At 50.5% G+C, this 17,421-nt stretch carries 14 protein-coding genes; 9 read left to right on the plus strand and 5 right to left on the minus strand.

Annotated features, from left to right (window positions below; translation table 11 throughout):
• The first annotated feature begins 47 nt into the window (after window positions 1–47).
• The 3 genes from DK872_RS06840 (at window position 48) to DK872_RS06850 (ending at window position 5,244) form a co-directional block, all read left to right on the plus strand.
• Complete coding sequence (locus DK872_RS06840) at window positions 48–485, plus strand: HigA family addiction module antitoxin (protein WP_161518178.1); 438 nt, start codon at window positions 48–50, stop codon at window positions 483–485.
• A 215-nt stretch (window positions 486–700) separates the two neighbouring features.
• Complete coding sequence (locus tag DK872_RS06845; RefSeq protein ID WP_161518179.1) at window positions 701–2,953, plus strand: AAA family ATPase; 2,253 nt, start codon at window positions 701–703, stop codon at window positions 2,951–2,953.
• A complete protein-coding gene (locus DK872_RS06850; RefSeq protein ID WP_161518180.1) occupies window positions 2,950–5,244 on the plus strand; it encodes a restriction endonuclease in 2,295 nt (764 codons plus the stop codon). The genes DK872_RS06845 and DK872_RS06850 overlap by 4 nt, the downstream gene beginning before the upstream one ends.
• Window positions 5,245–5,644: 400 nt before the next feature.
• Here DK872_RS06850 and DK872_RS06855 read toward each other — a convergent pair whose 3' ends face one another.
• Together DK872_RS06855 and DK872_RS06860 are read right to left on the minus strand one after the other, a co-directional pair.
• Window positions 5,645–6,178, minus strand: a complete 534-nt coding sequence (locus tag DK872_RS06855; protein ID WP_161518181.1) for a glyoxalase superfamily protein — start codon at window positions 6,176–6,178, stop codon at window positions 5,645–5,647.
• A gap of 517 nt (window positions 6,179–6,695) precedes the next feature.
• On the minus strand, window positions 6,696–7,676 hold the full coding sequence (locus DK872_RS06860; RefSeq protein WP_161518182.1) for a quinone oxidoreductase: 981 nt from the start codon (window positions 7,674–7,676) through the stop codon (window positions 6,696–6,698).
• A gap of 107 nt (window positions 7,677–7,783) precedes the next feature.
• Between DK872_RS06860 and DK872_RS06865 the strand changes: the two genes are divergently transcribed.
• Window positions 7,784–8,650, plus strand: coding sequence for a LysR family transcriptional regulator (locus DK872_RS06865; RefSeq protein WP_007370835.1), 867 nt, complete (start codon window positions 7,784–7,786; stop codon window positions 8,648–8,650).
• A 224-nt stretch (window positions 8,651–8,874) separates the two neighbouring features.
• On the opposite strand, the gene DK872_RS06870 is transcribed toward DK872_RS06865, so the two are convergent.
• Window positions 8,875–9,312, minus strand: coding sequence for a VOC family protein (locus tag DK872_RS06870; RefSeq protein ID WP_035942126.1), 438 nt, complete (start codon window positions 9,310–9,312; stop codon window positions 8,875–8,877).
• 408 nt (window positions 9,313–9,720) lie between these two features.
• On the opposite strand from DK872_RS06870, the gene DK872_RS06875 reads away from it, so the two are divergent.
• Entirely contained in the window at window positions 9,721–9,939 is a 219-nt protein-coding gene (locus DK872_RS06875; protein WP_072439946.1) for a helix-turn-helix transcriptional regulator, read from the plus strand.
• Between the two features lie 121 nt (window positions 9,940–10,060).
• Here DK872_RS06875 and DK872_RS06880 read toward each other — a convergent pair whose 3' ends face one another.
• A complete protein-coding gene (locus tag DK872_RS06880; protein ID WP_161518183.1) occupies window positions 10,061–10,501 on the minus strand; it encodes a hypothetical protein in 441 nt (146 codons plus the stop codon).
• A gap of 238 nt (window positions 10,502–10,739) precedes the next feature.
• On the opposite strand from DK872_RS06880, the gene DK872_RS06885 reads away from it, so the two are divergent.
• The 3 genes from DK872_RS06885 to DK872_RS06895 all read left to right on the plus strand — a co-directional run bounded on the left by DK872_RS06885 (window position 10,740) and on the right by DK872_RS06895 (window position 14,539).
• Window positions 10,740–11,123 (plus strand): hypothetical protein, encoded by a 384-nt coding sequence (locus DK872_RS06885; protein ID WP_161518184.1) that lies wholly within the window; start codon window positions 10,740–10,742, stop codon window positions 11,121–11,123.
• Between the two features lie 127 nt (window positions 11,124–11,250).
• Window positions 11,251–13,212, plus strand: a complete 1,962-nt coding sequence (locus DK872_RS06890) for a lipopolysaccharide assembly protein LapB (RefSeq protein WP_161518185.1) — start codon at window positions 11,251–11,253, stop codon at window positions 13,210–13,212.
• Window positions 13,213–13,261: 49 nt separating this feature from the next.
• On the plus strand, window positions 13,262–14,539 hold the full coding sequence (locus tag DK872_RS06895) for a DUF4062 domain-containing protein (RefSeq protein WP_072439952.1): 1,278 nt from the start codon (window positions 13,262–13,264) through the stop codon (window positions 14,537–14,539).
• A gap of 130 nt (window positions 14,540–14,669) precedes the next feature.
• On the opposite strand, the gene DK872_RS06900 is transcribed toward DK872_RS06895, so the two are convergent.
• Complete coding sequence (locus DK872_RS06900; RefSeq protein WP_071531982.1) at window positions 14,670–14,861, minus strand: YfgG family protein; 192 nt, start codon at window positions 14,859–14,861, stop codon at window positions 14,670–14,672.
• A 341-nt stretch (window positions 14,862–15,202) separates the two neighbouring features.
• On the opposite strand from DK872_RS06900, the gene DK872_RS06905 reads away from it, so the two are divergent.
• Window positions 15,203–17,419, plus strand: coding sequence for an EAL domain-containing protein (locus tag DK872_RS06905; RefSeq protein WP_161518186.1), 2,217 nt, complete (start codon window positions 15,203–15,205; stop codon window positions 17,417–17,419).
• Window positions 17,420–17,421: the final 2 nt, after the last annotated feature.

Below are 17,421 nucleotides of genomic sequence, written 5' to 3' on the forward strand. Positions count from 1 at the left end.
GACGCTTTCACTGAGCGAACCTCAATCCTGCAACTCAAAGGAAAAACATGTCCAGGTCTCCCTATACACGGTTACGCATTGAGGGCTTTCGCAAAGCAGAGGCTTCCCTGAGACTTGAAGGAATGGACCCCAGTGGTACGCCACTGTACGAGTCCGTTAAGGCACATATTATTTCAGGCGAGCTGACTTATGAGCAGGGGCGTTCTGAGATTCTTGCATACTACACAAAAGCAGATACCGCCGGGACTGTGACAGTGGGAGAAATTCTGACAGAGGAGTTTTTAAAACCGCTGAACATGTCTCATGATGAGCTAGCGGAAGCTATGGGGGTTTCTCGGCAGGATGTTGGGGATATCATATGCGGGCAGCGTTGTCTCAACGCTAATGAGGAGCGCCTTCTTGCAGGCATGTTTGGAACTGATGAGGACTTCTGGAGTAACCTTAAGAACTCACGAGACCTTCATGAAAATGATGGGAGTGATTGACCTATGTCTCCATTATATGTCATGCATTGAACCGCCCCTCAAGTGTCATGATATTATAGGTTTTACACAGAAAACTATCTGTCATCAGAAGCTCTTGCCCTGACGTGCCTCGATTTGATATTGAACATTATATTGGGAGTAGTCTTGACAACGTAGCATTTTCGCGCCTTGGGGAACCAATAATCGACGTGGGAGTCGTGCGAAAGGGGAAAATAATGCTGGCTAATATTGAAATAGCAAACGAAGCAAGTTATGGCGCAAATACGCAACGTTTGTCAGGGCTCCGTTCTATCAATTTTATTTTTGGCACCAACGGGTCGGGTAAAACAACTATTTCGCGTGTCATTGCGAACCCCGCAGGAAAACCTACCTGCGCAGTTACATGGACTGGCCAGCCATTAGAATGTCTGGTCTACAACAGTGACTTTTGCTTTCGGAATTATGCTCAACAAATGCCGGGCATTTTCACGCTAGGGCAGGCCGAGGCTGAAACGCTTGCCAAGATCGAAGCGGCGAACGCCCAAGTGCAATCCCTGACCCGCGACATTGCCCAACTCCAAAATACTTTGGGCGACATAAGCTTCGGCAAGCTCGGGGAGCTCCAGACTTTAAGGGCTGGCATCGAACAGAAATGCTGGGAGATCAAGACAGTCCACGATCCTCATTTTCAAGAGGCATTCACTGGCTTCCGAAATTCTAAGGTCAGCTTTTGCAACAAGATCCTAATGGAGTGGACTCAGAATTCTGCTGAGATTGTTCCGCTTGACGAGCTCAAACAACGTGCACTGACAATTTTTGAGAAAGGGCTTGAACGGCTCACACCCATCGTAGTGTTTGACGCCAACGACCTTGTTATCCTCGAAGGCTCGGCAGTTCTTTCGAAAAAAATTGTAGGGAAAGAGGACATCGACATCGCTGCACTCATACGTCTCCTCGGTAACAGCGATTGGGTACGGCAAGGCCTTGGTTATGTAGACGAAGCGGGGTCACAGTGCCCATTCTGCCAGCAGGAGATGAATGACTCTCTAAAAACAAAATTGAATGACTACTTTGACGAGACCTATCTTAATGATATCGCTGCAATCGATCGCATAAGTGACTCATATGAATCTCACTCCAAAAACCTTTTGGCTCGGCTCGAATTGATCCACAACGCGGGAAGCAAGTACCTTGATTTGGTAGCGTTTCGCGCCGACATTGATCGACTCTCGGCACGGTTAGAGTTGAATCTTCGGCAAATCGACGGCAAACGGAAAGAGGCAAGTTCGCAAGTCACGCTTGAGCCTGTTGGTGAAATCGTCACCTCCCTTCAAGAAGCTATCTCCAATGCGAATACTGAGATCGATAAGCACAATGCGATGGTTGACAATCTGGCGACCGAGCGGGCCACTCTTGTATCGCAAATCTGGAGATGTTTACTTGAGGAATCGAGGCTCGTATTCACTGATTACGATACCGCGAAAAGGGGGCTCGATCGTGCCGTTACTGGCCTGACCGCCAGTCTTGCTTCAAAACGAGCGGCGCTCGCAAAGGCCAGTAATGAACTTGCTGAGTTGGAACGTGAAGTAACGAGTGTTAAGCCAACAGTTACGGAGATTAACGCTATTCTAAGATCGTTCGGCTTTACGGGGTTCCGCCTCGCGACAGCTGGCCAGCAAGAAAACCTCTATGAAATTGTGAGAGGGGATGGGAGCGAAGCGGCTACCAGCCTTAGCGAGGGAGAGCGCACCTTTATCACTTTCCTCTACTTTTACCATCTCATTAGAGGCAGCATGAACGCAAGCGGGATAAACGCGGAGCGAGTTGTTGTGTTCGACGATCCTGTCTCGAGCCTCGACAGCGATGTGCTCTTTATCGTCAGTGCTTTGATCAAACGAGTGCTTGATGAGGCTTGCAGTGGGACTGGGTTTATAAAGCAGGTCTTTCTAATGACGCACAACATCTACTTCCATAAGGAAGTATCTTTCGATCCCAAACGCGGCACAGAGTGCCGAGCACACGAGACGTTTTGGATCGTACGGAAAGTAAACAATGTATCCGTAATCACCGGCTACAATCACAACCCGATCAGTACTTCTTATGAGCTCCTTTGGGCGGAGGTGAGGTCGCCGAACCGATCAAATATCGCAATCCAAAACACGCTAAGGCGCATCCTGGAGAATTACTTCAAGATTCTCGGAAACCTCGATAAGGATGACATCTGCGCGAGATTCGAGGGACGAGATAAGCAAATATGTGGTTCGCTCTTTTCTTGGGTGAATGATGGGTCACACAGTTTCAACGATGACCTGTACATTTCTGCCGATGACGCGATGGTCACCCGTTATCTCGATGTTTTTCGCAGAATTTTCGAAGTTACAAATCACCTCGCACATTACGAGATGATGATGGGGCCACAAGCGCTAGCTACTCTAGCAGTTGCGAATATGAACACAGCTACCGACGCTGTGGGCGATACGGCAGCATGAGTTACGACTTCAAAAATCTATCATGGGCCGACTTTGAGGATCTTGTTCGAGACCTCATAGGGCGAGAAGAAGGACTTCGCTTCGAAGCATTTTGTGCAGGGCCAGATGGCGGCATTGATGGTCGGCACGCGCAGGCTAATGGTAACGTCATTCTACAGGCGAAGCATTATGAAGGTTCGCCGTTCGGCAAGTTGACAGCCATTATGAAGCGTGAGCGATTTTCAATCGATAAGCTCGGCCCGGTTCGCTACATTTTAGCAACTTCCTGTAAGTTCACCCCGCTTGGCAAGAGTAAACTCGCTCCGCTCATAGGGCCTAGTCTGAGGTCTGAGGCGGATATTTTTGGTCCGGAGGACCTCAACGGTCTTCTACGGAAGTACCCAGATATTCTCAAGTCGCACATCAAACTATGGCTTTCAGGTGCGGGTGTTCTAGAACGCGTCGTACGCGCGGCGGCCCATACCTTTGCAGCGTTCACGAGAGAGGATATTGAGCAGAAGGTTCGAGTCTACGCATTAAACCCGAGCTTCGATGAATCATTGGCTACACTGGAGAAACATCGGCTTCTTATCATCTCAGGGCCCCCGGGTGTCGGTAAAACGACACTGGCCGAGATGCTGTGTTACACCTTCCTGAATGAGCAGTGGGAGCTCGTTCCTATCCGTAGTCTAGAGGACGGCTTCGCGGCCATTATCGACAGCAAAAAGCAGGTCTTCCTTTTCGACGACTTCCTAGGAAAGGTTGCCCTCGACCGGCAAGCTCTGGCGCACAAGGATTCTGATTTAGCGCGGTTCATGAGCCGCGTACGTCGTTCCCCAAATGCTCGTTTTATCCTTACGACGCGGGGATACATATTTGAAGAAGCCCGGAGAGTTTCCGAACATCTTGGCGACCAGCGCCTCGATGTAACGAAGTACGTTCTCGATGTTGGTGTTTATACTCGCCGGATTAAAGCGCGGATTCTTTACAATCATCTATACGTGTCAGAGACACCGAAGTCGCATATCCATGCGCTATTGGAAAGTAACAGGCTTGCGGAAATTATTGATCATAAGAATTATAACCCGCGTGTCATTGAGGCCATGACCGATGAATTTCGAATTGGTGATATCGAACCCGCTGACTATCCTGCGGCCTTTATCGGTGCTCTAAATAACCCTAGCCAGATTTGGGATACCGCATTCCGGACACACATCGATCATCGGTGCAGACATCTCTTGATGGCGATGTTTTTTCTCACGGAGTATGGGGTGTCCCTTGGTACGCTTCGTGCGTCTTTCGAGCCATTACATACAGCGATGAGCACAGCCTACGGTCTACCGCACGGGCCTAAGGATTTCGAAGAGGCCCTTCGCATTCTAGAAGGTAGCTTCGTCAACATTGTCAACATCAGCGGACCAAGAGTGTCCTTTCTCAACCCTTCGCTCAAGGACTATCTCTCATCCTATCTATTGGACACAGAGCTACTCATTCGTCTTGTCCCCACAGCCTTCTCCATAGATTGGTTGTCGAGATTGTGGAATTTCGTGTATCCGCGCGGTCTTAGCGAAGACGATCAAACAAAGATCGCCCGAGCCTGCGCTGGTATGCTTGAAATGATCGAAACGCGTCCGCACTGGCGCCCTCGGGCTGGCGACGCGCGCTCGCTTGAATACAACGACGCCGCAAACTCCAAACGCTTAGGGATGTTGATGGACTGGTGGTGGCTCACGAACGAACGGGCGTTTGCTGACAGCATCATGACAATTGTCCGCAATCCACAGCAGGGCTTTGGTGCATGGTCAGATGGAGAGGCCTTGATCGACTTGTTTTGTCGGCTAGGTGACAAGGGTTATGGGCGTCCATTCATATACGAAACCGAATTACTGGAGCTCCTCGAGAAGGCGATCACGGACACTATACGCTGGAGTTCAAGTGACATGCTTGCCAATCTCGTGGATGCAGTGGATGCAGTGGATGCAGCGCAAGGGCTGCCGCCTAGCATCAACTATGCCTTGCAGACGGCTGTGCTAGAAGAGTTCGAGGAGAATACCAGCCGCATCAGCGAAGATGATAGCGAGTCCTCCTTATCCGATCGTATTGATGCTCTCAAAAAGTTCGCGCCGCGTTTCGGTGTGCCGGACTCTGTGTTGAGTAACGCAGTCTCAGCCATTGAGGATCGAATCGGCGAGATTGAAAACCGGAGCAGTCCCGTTCCCTCTCCGAGTTTCCCGTCGTCGAAGAAGAATGATCGGGAGAAGTTTGACGACAGAGCTCTTCGAGACCTTTTCACTCCTCTCTTGGATCGGTAGTCTAATGTAGAGTTGTTGCGGTATAGGGCGCTCCATTCAAAAAAAGTATTTTCCTGACGTGGTATTAATTATGGTATCACCGATAAATTTATATTTAATCCTTTGATTTTAATGTGAATTTATTATCATAAAATAATTGAGTGGGAATGATTTAGTTCCTGCTGGATGTATCGAATATTTCAAAGCCCGCGAAAGCGGGTTTTTTTATAGAGAATAATTTTAGAGAGCTTATTGCTACTTTAATCCGCTATCCATCGTTTGACACGCTTACAGTGTTAATTCCGATCCTCGCTGATAGCGTACGGGCGTAGTTATGTGCTAAAGGCTGACATTGCTAAATTCATGCTTACCTTAAAAAGGGGAAAGCCCTATCGGCAATTCCCCATTTAAGAAAGACAAACTAGCTTTGTTGACAGAAGCGGAGTCGGTTGCCAAACGGATCGTAGACTTCCATGACGTCTCCCCAGTCTTGCTTAACTATTTCCGGGCGACCGTATCCATATTGTTTGCCGTGGAGTTCATTTCTCAACAACGCAATATTTTTTACTGGAATAAATATCGTTGCACCCGGACTGGCGTCACCGTGATGCTCAGAAAGGTGTAACTGTAACCCTTCTCTGGCAATGCCCATATACAGCGGTAAACCGGGCTCGAACCGGTGTTCAAACTCGACGCTGAATGACAGAAATTCAAGATAGAACTCCTGTGCTTTTCGGACATCAAAAATTCGTAGGATGGGTATGGGTTTGCTGAATTGAATTTGAGACTGGGGGATCTGCGGAAGTAACGTTGCTGCCGCAGTGTTCCAGTCTCTGAAGCCTAACTGGTGTGCAACCGTTTCGAGCGCAATGGAATAAGAAATCTTATGTTCACGTAATTCAAGAGAGGCTTTTAACTTTGCAGCCATTTGTTTGGCTTGCTCGATAGAAAACATATTTTCTCCTGTTGTCAGGAAATGGTGGGGCTCGCATTACCACATCCCGACCGTCAAGAGTTTCAAAATTAATGAGGTTGAGAATAAACATGCTTTCACCTTTTCCCTTCAGGAAGCGAGCGGCGGGCAGCACGGGCCATGAATGAGAATACACAGGCTCGTGAAACGCCACAAGTTTTCAGGCTCGAATGAAGGGGGGGGGGCTACCAATTCAAGTGGTTACGATTAATGGACGCCTGATGGAATAAGTATCGCGTCCGCTTTTCGATCACTGCGGTCCCTCATCTTCGTTAGCCCGTCCGCTCGGTTCCAGGAGCGGATATTGTATGAACGTTAGTGATTTAGCAGACTCATCCCCTTTATCTAATTTCTTGCATATCTCCTTAGCAGCACCTGAAGGGGACGACAAGGGGGGAATGATTGTCCTTAAGGGACATAAATCCAGCCTGGCCGTCACGTCACTGATATGGCATACCTTAAAGATGCCTGCGTCGCTCGTTTCATTCACGTCAGAGTCTTAATCCTGAACCGTGAGAATGACGCTTCCTGTTGTATGACCCGCCTCCAGAACCCGGTGTGCTTCTGCTGCGTCGGTAAGGGTAAATTCAGCGCCAATATGACTTTCAAGTCCTGCCGACAGTGCTGACATAAGGTCGGAGGCCCCTTTCCTGTAAAGCGCAGCATCATCTGTATAGGCGAGTGAACTTGGTCGCATCAGTGCTATAGATCGGGCAAATCCCAGTTCTTCCACCCGCACCGGAGGTATGGGGCCGGCAGGCTGTCCAAGACTGGCAACAGTGCCAAAAGGGCGGACCACGCTGAGCGTTCTGGACAGCATTGTTCCTCCGATACCGTCGATGGCCAGATGCACGCCATATCCTTCCGTGATGTCGCGGACTTTCTCCGGCCATGCAGCTTCTGTATGGAGCAAAACTTCACTCGCGCCAGCAAGGCGGGCCGTTGCCACTTTTTCCGGTGAGCCCGTTGTACCGATAACCCTGGCACCCTTCATCGTTGCCCAGCGGGTCACTATCTGCCCCAGCCCTCCGGCAGCAGAATGAACCAGTATCCAGTCGCCAGCCCTGACTTCCCTTACTTTGTTGAGCAACATATGTGCGGTAAGGCCCCGAAGCATCGCACTACCGGCTGTACGGGTGTCCACACCATCCGGAATCCTGATGAGGCGGCTGGCATGTATATTGCGGGATTCAGCATAAGCGCCCATCGGATTTCCCGTATAGGCAACGCGGTCTCCAGCAGCAAAGGCGCTGACGTTACTGCCCGTTGCTGTGACTACTCCGGCCCCTTCAAAACCAGGCACCGCCTGGGGATATGGCTGAGGGTAGAGTCCTGAGCGAAAATAGATGTCAACGAAATTCACGCCGATTATTTCGTGTCTGATACGGACTTCATCGGGACCGGGACTGACTGACTCTCTTTCCACCGCTTTAAGAACCTCAGGGCCACCCGGCTGGCTGATAATCATTGCTAACGACATTATTTTTTCCTCACTCATGAAGTGAGAAAACTATAAATGAGTTTATTACAGGAAGAATACAGGTATAAAAGCACCATACATGTGTAAAAATGCACAAGAGGTGAGGTATGGACTGGCAGGATTTACATTTTTTTTTCGCTCTTTCCCGGTGTGGTTCCCTGTCTGCCGCAGCCAGGGAGCTTGGCGTGGATCACGCCACTGTAAGCCGCCGGATTACAGCCCTTGAAAGTTCGCTTGGGCTCAGGCTCACAGAGCGCTTGCCACGCCGTACCACGCTTACTGGACACGGCCGGATTATCGCCTCCGGCGCTGACGAAATGTACCGCATTGCAGACCGTATTCGAATCCAGGCGAGGTCATTGTGTGCCGAACCGGCCGTGCCTATAAATATCAGCGCGTCACCTGCCGTTGCAGCACACCTCATTGCGCCTGCTATAGCAGGCTTCACCCGGAAACATCCGGGTATCACGTTGTCATTATCCGGCGTTTCGCACCATGCTCTTCTGAATAAAAGTGAGGCTGACATTGCGGTTCGCCTTGAAAGGCCTGACGATCCAGACCTGATGACAAGGCGTATAGGTACTATGCGCTTTGGTCTTTATGCTTCTCAGTTCTGGCAAGAAATTCCTCAGGAGGACTGGGTGTTTATTGCTTATGACAGCACGCTTGCACATGTCACGCAGCAGCAATGGCTGGAATCACTGCTGAACGGGCGGCGTGTTATCTTTCGGGCAAGCGATTTGATGGCGCAGCAACAGGCTGCCCGGAAAGGATTGGGCATCGTTACTTTACCCTGCTTTATGGGTGATAATGACAGCGAACTGGTAAGGCTGCAGGAAAATCTGCCTTCGCCCGTGAGGAACATCTGGCTGGTTGCCTACCCTGAACTTAAGCGTGATCACTCTGCTGTCGTGGTAATGGATTTCCTTGCTGAAATCATTGGCCGGTCCTGCCCGCCTGGCAAGAATATCTGAGTTTTTTCTTATTAATTTCTCATGTCATATGACTGACAGTGTTTCCCGTTAATTAATATCGGTGCGATTTGAGTTATATCTCCGTCAGGCATGATTAAAACTTACCTGTTCGCTTTTCACCCTTAGCGGGCACTATCTGATGCAAACGTCCGCAGAGAGCCAAAAGCGGACTTTGCAGACATCACTGTTTTAATTAGAGGATAACAGGTCATAAGATGTGGACTTCATTGACTGAGTTCCATCAATTCAAGCGTCTGACCATCAGGGCTTTGTAAATATATTACTCTGGTTCCCTGCATGGGGCCTGACAACACTGTCTGAGGTTTACCCGGCGTCTTCCAGCCATAGTCCGATACTTTGCTCAATAGCGTATCAAGATCCTCAACTATAAAAGCAAGGTGAGCGTAGCCTGGGATATAGGGTGCTGAAGGTTCTTCTGGCTGCTCAATGTTATTGTATTGTAGTAATTCAATCTTAATATCAGCCAGTTCAAGCAAAGCCATTCGTACATCGGCTCCCCTTGCACCTGTGACTTCATCGATTATAGGGCCAGACATTTTTCCTTCGCGTAATAACTCACCTCCGAGGATCTGAGTCCAGAAGAATAATGAGTCTTCAATATTTTTAACTGAAAAACCAACGTGATTAGCACTTAAGATCATGCGATTACCTGCTGAGTTTTGAAAAATGAGCATCCAACTATCTGAAATCCCTGTTTTACCACTTCACGATAAGTGCGAGGGAATTTATTCAGGAAAAAACACAGTTAAGTGTAGTCTGAATAATATATTAATGATTCATCCACCGCGACAGCTATGCAAGTTACCTGCTTCCTATTGAGAAAAACGCTACTGCGTCGCAAGCCTATATCAATTATAGAAAAAGTACGAATGTCTGCTCATCGCTCACTGCGGACATTGAGGATATGTTTGCGCTGCCGATGCCACTTTTGTTCTGCATTTTCTCACTCAAAGAAACATGATGCTCTTTAGCATCTTTAAAGAGCGCCTCTTTTAATCAGTGCTAGTTTTAGTTCTTGTCATGACAGTTGATCGAAAAAGAGAACAACCATGAAACATCCGGACTGGCATAAAGCAGATATTATTGCGGGCTTAAAGAAGAAAGGAACATCGTTGGCGGCGCTTTCCCGTGAGTCGGGGCTGGCTTCATCCACACTCGCTAATGCCTTAACTCGCCACTGGCCGAAAGGGGAGCGGTTAATTGCTAAGGCTCTGAATATCCAGCCAGAAGTCATCTGGCCTTCGCGTTATCAAGGCCGTAAAAATTGAGAGCTTGTCCGGGAGAGCAGCAGGGCGCATGAGTGGTAGGGACACCACAAATTACTAAGTTCGTATAAGTACGCAATGTCTTTCACCTAAGTGAACGACATTGCGCCTTGCGGCTGAGGATTTATCGCGATCCAGGTGTGTAATCGACCTGTACCAGAACAACATTTATTTCAGGAACTGCGCTGACGACAATATCTTCAGTTGGATCTTTACCTTTCCAGCATACGCCTTGCACCATGCAACTCTGTTGCTTAACGTAGCCAAGCGAATTCAGATATGTATCTATCTGGCTGGTATCCGTCGTGCCGTGGAATGTCAGGCTGTTTCCCACCGAGCCAGGACCGGATACAGTATGGTAATCAAACTCGTAATTAGCTGTTATACGCGGCATTTTCTTTAAAATGTCAGGCGTGAAGAATCCGTATACCTGGCGATCGTTTTCAGTGTATTTACCACCGTCTTCGAGGCCAAATTTTATTACGGGCCATTTCCATGCAAGCAAAAACGCAATGATGGCGATAGCTGTAATGGCAATTAGCCCAATTTTTTTCCCAACACTCATACGATTAAATCCTTTCTATTGCCGCCTTGTATGAAGCCGCCATTTGCGGTTTCTATGCCTATATTTCCAGATGTCAAATGCGGCGCTACCATCTCTTGCATTGAACACTGCTCTGAAACGTAATATTCCAGGCTTCAGTCTCATTCCCACAAAACTGCAACCACCATTAGCTATCGCTTTACTGACTATTTTCAGAACCGTTAAGGTAACCGGGAATATAAAAGCAGGGGAAAAGGCTATGCAAGGAACACGGCTACTGGGCGACGGCTATGAGCCGCAGGTCTGGCTGGAAGGCGAGCGGCTGACTTACTCGCTACCGGTTGATTCCGGGTTTGTCAGTTTCAACTTCACCTTTGATATCCGCCAGCGCGATCTGGATGTTCTGCGTACCGATAATTACCGGCGTGCGGTGCTCGAAATCGTCGCGCACACGGTGCTTCAGCATTCCACGCTGAAGGGAAATCACCGTTTGACCCAAAGCGATTTCGACAATCTTGTGGCTGATGTGCTTCACTCCACCAGCGATGCTCTCCAGGCTTTTATTACGCGGATCGGTCAGCAACATAACATCGCAATTGAGCACTATGTAAAAGAAATCCTGAAACGCCTCGCGATGAACTGATCGGATATTGAAACCTGGTGCATAGCCTCACTAACCCCTCGTATTTAGTGGCTTTTCTTTAGACGCGGCGACGGTTAAGGTCTACGCTGATACAGCCAAAAACCCACCAACCGACAAGGCAAACGCCATGTTTAAACGCCTCCTTTCTGCCATTAGCGGCAAAAAAACGCCGGAAACCGAAACTCATTCTCCTGAACCACCGCAAAACGATGAGCTGATCGTGGCGTACGACGCCTACGGGCGGGAGATGCACATCCCGCGCAGCGAGTGGCGCGAGAAGGTGTTTCTGCCGTCGCTAGAAGAGAAACGCAATGATGCCGCCGAACTCTATCAGGCGATTATCGGCGGGCTGAACGATGGTTTTGCCGCGGATTTGATCCCTGCCGCCGAACGCCTGGTGGAGATTGACTATCTTCCCGAGCGCAGTCACACCATCCAGGGCATCGTGCTGATGAAAAATGGCGAGCTGGCGGCGGCGGAAAATACGCTGCGGGCGGGCATCGCCAAAGTGGGCGAAACCGGCACATTGCTGACCAATTTAGCCAAAGTGTTTGCCGAGCGCGGTGAAGAGCAGCGCGCGGAAGAGACGCTGTGGCAGGCGATTCAGGCCGATCCGAATCAGGACAACGGCCTGTTATGGTGGGTGAGCATTCAGCAGGAGCGCGGCGGGGAAAACGCTTATGTTGCCGCGCTGAAAACCGCGTCTGCATTGCCCGGTAGCTGGCGTGCGCAGTTATGGCTGGCTCGCCATTATCTGGAACATCAGGATATTGCTGCTGCCCGCACACTCTATCAGGAAGTACTGAGTGCCGGTCTGTATGACGGCAGTGCGCTAATGATGATTTCCGGCGATCTCGGCAATAACGGGCAGATCCCGCTGATCGCCGAACTGGTGGCGCCAGTGTATGACGAACATCGCCACGAGCCGATGACCGGTCTTAATCTACTGCGAGCCTGGCTGGCGCTGGGTAATGTCGAGGAGGGCGAAAAGCTGCTGGCACGGATGTACGCGCTGGGGTATATGCCGCTGAAACAGCACCTTGATGAGTTCGCCAAAGCCTTTCAGGAGATGCAGAAGCACGCGGCTACTTCCACGCCTGCTGATGCTTCCGAACTGAAATTCAGCACGCTGTCGCTCACTCAACCGATCTGGCATTACGGCCTGTGCAACGCCAACTGGCTGTTCACACAGAAGCCGGAAGGGGCGCCGACCATTGGTTTCTTTGCCCTGTCGAAACTCTACGACGGCCCTGAACGCAGCGAATCACAGCGCGAGGATGATATTGGCCGTCTGGCGCGGGCTATCCCGCTCTATTTTGCCGAAGCGGCACACTACTGGAGCGATTACGCCAGCCGTTTTTATGTACAGGTTGTCGAAGGCGGCGGGCCGGTACTGATTGGCGGTGAAATGGATGGCAACGCGCTGTTCGATATCGTCCCGCCAGCCATGAATTACTTTGTTACGGGGGCTGTGAGTTGCAGCGGGGAAGGAGAACAGCGCGAGTGGCACATCACGTTGAGCCTGTGGGACTGCGCAACGCGTACGAAAAAAGCTGCCGAAGCGGGCCGTAGCAAACAGGCTGAGCTGGGCGCGCTGGTGCTCGATCTTGAACAGCGTCTGCTCGCTGTAATTGGTCTCACGCGCCAGCAACCGCTGGATGCGTTTTATCTGCGCCCGTCTGCGGAGGCGATGGAGATTTATCTGGGCGAGCTGGCGCAGGCGTTTACGCTTACGCTGGTGGTGAACAAAACCACGCCGCGCGAGGTGATGTGGGGCGAGCGGGCGATGCTCGACTGGCCGCTGCATATGGCGCTCCAGTGGCCGCAGGTTGAGGTGCCGAAACTGATGTATCTCTCCGGGTTGGGAAAAGCCTTTGATTATCACTCGGAGGCGTTGGCCGAATACCAAAGCCGTACGCTGGAGTTGCTGCGCGAAGCCGAACGCAATAATAGCCCGGCTGCGCGTCTGACGCCGCTGGTGTGGAAAATCTTCGGTATGAACGAGGAATTTGCCGCGCACCGGCAAAATCTGCCGGCGGATGCGGGCAGTGCGTATAGCGACTGGCTGGCGCGGGTCGCGGAGAAGTAGTTGTTTGAAGCTGTGTCGGGAAGGCGTTGATAAATCTAAGGGGCAATAAATGGCCAATAAACTACGCGTGTTCATTAGCAGCACGATGAAGGATCTGCGTAACGAGCGACAGCAGGTGGTCGATCGGTTAAATTTTCTTGGTTTTGAGCCGGTGAATGCCGAAGAGTTTAGCCCAAACGGGCAGACCAGTTGGGAAGTGATTGAGCCGAAAATCCGCGATTGTCACCTGTTTGTCCTGCTTCTTGGCGACAGTTACGGCTGGGAGCCGAAGAGCGGTTATGGCGGTGGAGAGGGGAAATCCGTCACGCATCTTGAATATGACGCCGCTCGCGCGCTGAACATTCCCGTGTTGCCCTTTATAAAAAAGCTGGAATATGGAAGCAAAGAGGACAAGCTGCGGGATGCGTTTCGCGAGGCCGTGGCCGCGTGGGATACGGGGCATTTTCGCGCGGAATTTGAGTTAGCGAAGGATCTTGCAGATAAAGTGGCGAAAGCGCTGGTGGATTTTTGTACCCAGACGGCGCTGAAAGAGCTGCTGCGCCTGCGCGATGCGCAGTTAACGCCGCCGCCTGCCGCTGTGCAATCAGCCGAATCACTTCCGGTGCATGATAATGATAAATGGGTGCTTCTCGGTGGCGCAGGGCTGTCGATATCTGCCGGTTATCCGACAGCGAATCTGATTATCAGTAGCCTGGCTGCGCAGCTCTGGCCGGATGTTGCGGCCAGCGACATTTACACCCGCTACTCATTTGACGAAGTGGCGGAGTATTACGAAAGCCAGCGCGGGCGCGAGGCATTGCTGCAGGATGTTAAAGCGTTACTGGATACGCCACAGAAGGTCTGGCCGACCGGGGCCCATTTTGAGGCAGTGAAGAAATTCAAAACCATCCTCACCACCAACTATGATCCACTCTTCGAAATCGCCTGCATGACGAGCAGCATTCCATATGTGGTGATCACGCCGTCCGATCCGAAGCTACCGGAAAAGGGCAAAGTCTCGATCATTAAGCTCAGCGGAACCCTCTCCGAACTGGAAAGCCTGCGGCTGACGGCGAAGGATCTCCAGGATGTGATGGCCAATGAGGCGTTCTTTACGGTGATCAAACAGAGCCTCGCTGGCCGCAAAGTCGCGGTTGTCGGACATGCTTTACGCGATGCTCATGTGTTAAAGGCGCTGACCGAATCCGGCGTATCCGGGCCGGGCGTCTATGTGAGCCCTAATCCGGGGCCTGCGGCGGATATCATCCTGCAACGCTTTAACCTGCAAGCGAAACCGCAGAAAGCCGATGCGTTTCTTGCTAGCTTCGATCCCGACAGCGTGATGTAAACGCCATCAGGCGCAATGTGTCCCTTTATCGTCAGCAATATCAACCGATTTGCTGGCGATTTTTTTTGCAGTTTTTAAAGGGCATGCGCAAACCCACGCGTCTGAGCGTGTACAAAAAACGGGTTAAATCTTAACGTTGTGCGGTGGGATCGATAGTCTGGCTGATTTGTTGCGACTGGACTTTATCCTGATGATGATACCAGGCGCCAATGGTGGAATAGACGAAACGGCCGAAGAAAAAGACAAAGCTGATGAGAAGTACGATACGGGTCATGCGACTGTCAAATCGATGTCGTTTTCGCATACTGGTTGCCTGACTCACTGTGGTTCCTTTAGGAATACCCGATTAACGGGCGACAAGGCTATTAAGGCACAGTCTCCGGGGAAGGTCAATTAAGCCTGCAGCCCGTTAAAACATATATTGGGATTATATAAGAAAAATTAAATATTTACGCTGCGAATATAAAAACAAAAATACAGACAAATCACATGGAAATAAAACCCGCCGATACGTTTATTTTGATTTATATCAACTTTCGCTTACCGTGCAGAACTAAAATTTCACCCTGTTACTGCGAGTGCTTTCACCTTGTGTCTTGTTAAGCCAGGCTGGATGCCTGGTTGAAATTTCAGCCCGGATCAGGCTACCGTCTTTGAGCGTCTATGTCATTAATTAACAAGTATAATTCCCTAAAGGATAAATGGTGGGCATTGCCGTTCGTTCTTCCCGTTATCTTTTATCCATTATTTAGTCTGGCTAATGTATTTACTTCGATTTACGGGCAGAACGTTATTCTCTATTACCTGCCAATGTCGCTCTTGATCGGTCTGATGATGTTTTATGGCTGGGCCGTGCTGCCAGGCATGATCGTTGCGTTAATCTGGCATAACTGGCATTTGGGGCCATTGGGTATGCTCCTGAAAAGCGTGCAAGAGCTTATTCCTGTCCTGTTTAGCTGGGTCGGTTATCGAATATTTGTCACTCGCCGACATCTGGTCACATATGGTACGTCATCGCTGATTTATCAGCGCATTCTCTGGCACGTATTATGCCCTGCAACGCTATATCTGCTTCTTCTGGAACTGGGGAACTGGCTGAATCTCTTCGGCAAGCACTCGAGCGAGTCGTCGAGGATGGTGCTGGATATGTCGCTGTTGATCACCTGGAAGGGGCTGTTAGCGGGGGCGGTAACGGGGGTTACATTAAGTTATTTATTGATCCGCATTATTCGCCACCCACGCTATGCGCTTTCATGGTTTTCCCAGCTGCGCATGGAATTTGATCCTAAAGTGACCTGGTCGGAACTGTGTGTCTGGTTCTCTCTGGTGTTGGGGTTGCAGTACCAACTGTTAATGCCTTCCACCAGTTGCAGCATTATCTTTAACACCAACTATACGCTCTCGCTGCTGCTGCCAGTGATGCTGTGGGGATCGATGCGTTACGGCTTCCGGTTTATGTCGTTTGTCTGGTCGCCGCTGCTGATTCTGACGATCCACTATTTTTATCGCAGTTTGTCCTGTTTTACCTCCAGAGATGTGCAGATCGCTATCATCTCTTCCCGTTACCTGACGTTCACATTCATGATCCTCGTGCTGGCAGGAATCGCGAGTCGGCGGCGAGCGGTGTTTAACCGAACCCGTCGGCTGGCGTCGGTCGATCCGATGACGCATTTACCGAATCTGCGGGCGCTAAGCCGCGAGCTGGCGAATACCCCATGGTCTGTGCTCTGTTTCCTGCGCATACCGGCGCTTGAACTTTTAGGACGCAGCTATGGCGTGATGTTTCGCATCCAGTTTAAACAGCACCTGGCTAACTGGTTAAAGCCGTTATTACAGAAGGGGGAGGCTGTTCACCAGCTTTCGGGCCACGATCTGGTGATTCGCCTGAATACCCACGCCTGGCAGACGCGTATTGATGAACTGGATGCGCACATCAAACAGTTTCGTTTCATCTGGGACGAGATGCAGGTGCAGTTACCCGTTGGTATCAGCTATTGCTATGTCCGTTCGCCTGTTCAGCATCTTTATCTGCTGCTTGGCGAGATGATCACCACGGCCGATATTTCGCTGGTTACCAACCGGCCGGAAAACCTGCAGAACCGGGGCGTGGCAAACCTGCAACGTAGCCTGAAAAGCAAAGCCGAGATGATGAATCGCCTGCAAAAGGCGCTGGAAGCAGATCATTTTCTGCTGATGGCGCAGTTGATTTCCGGCGTGCGCGGCGATAGCTACTATGAAATTCTGCTGCGCCTGGGCGAGGATCCGCAACATTGTATCCGACCGAGTGAGTTTTTACCGGTAGCGCAGGAGTTCGGCCTGTCGTCGCGGATTGATTTGTGGGTGATTGAAAATGTGCTGCGCTTTATGGCGCATAACCGCAAGACGCTGCCAGCACAGCGTTTCTCGATCAACCTTTCTCCGGCCTCTGTCTGCCGTGCGCAGTTCGCGCAGGAGGTAAAAACCCTGCTGCGGGATTACGCTATCGAAGCGTGGCAACTGATTTTTGAAATCAGCGAAAACAGCATGATGCCGAATATACAGCAGGCCGGGCAAACGCTCGCCCAGTTACAACAAATGGGGTGCCGGGTTGCCATTGATGATTTTGGTACCGGTTATGCCAGCTACGCCCAGTTGAAAGATGTGAACGCCGATATGCTGAAAATAGACGGCAGTTTTATCCGTAATATCGTCGCAAACAGCCTGGACTATCAAATCGTGGCATCTATCTGCCATCTGGCGCGGATGAAGAAAATGCAGGTCGTGGCGGAGTATGTTGAAAGCGAAGAGATACGCAGCGCGGCTGTCGCGCTGGGTATCGATTATCTACAAGGTTATCTGATTGGTAAGCCTGCTCCGCTGGAGACGCTGGCCAAAGAGTAAGC

This window comes from Kosakonia sp. MH5, assembly GCF_009935945.1.
Taxonomy (GTDB): Bacteria; Pseudomonadota; Gammaproteobacteria; order Enterobacterales; family Enterobacteriaceae; genus Kosakonia; species Kosakonia radicincitans.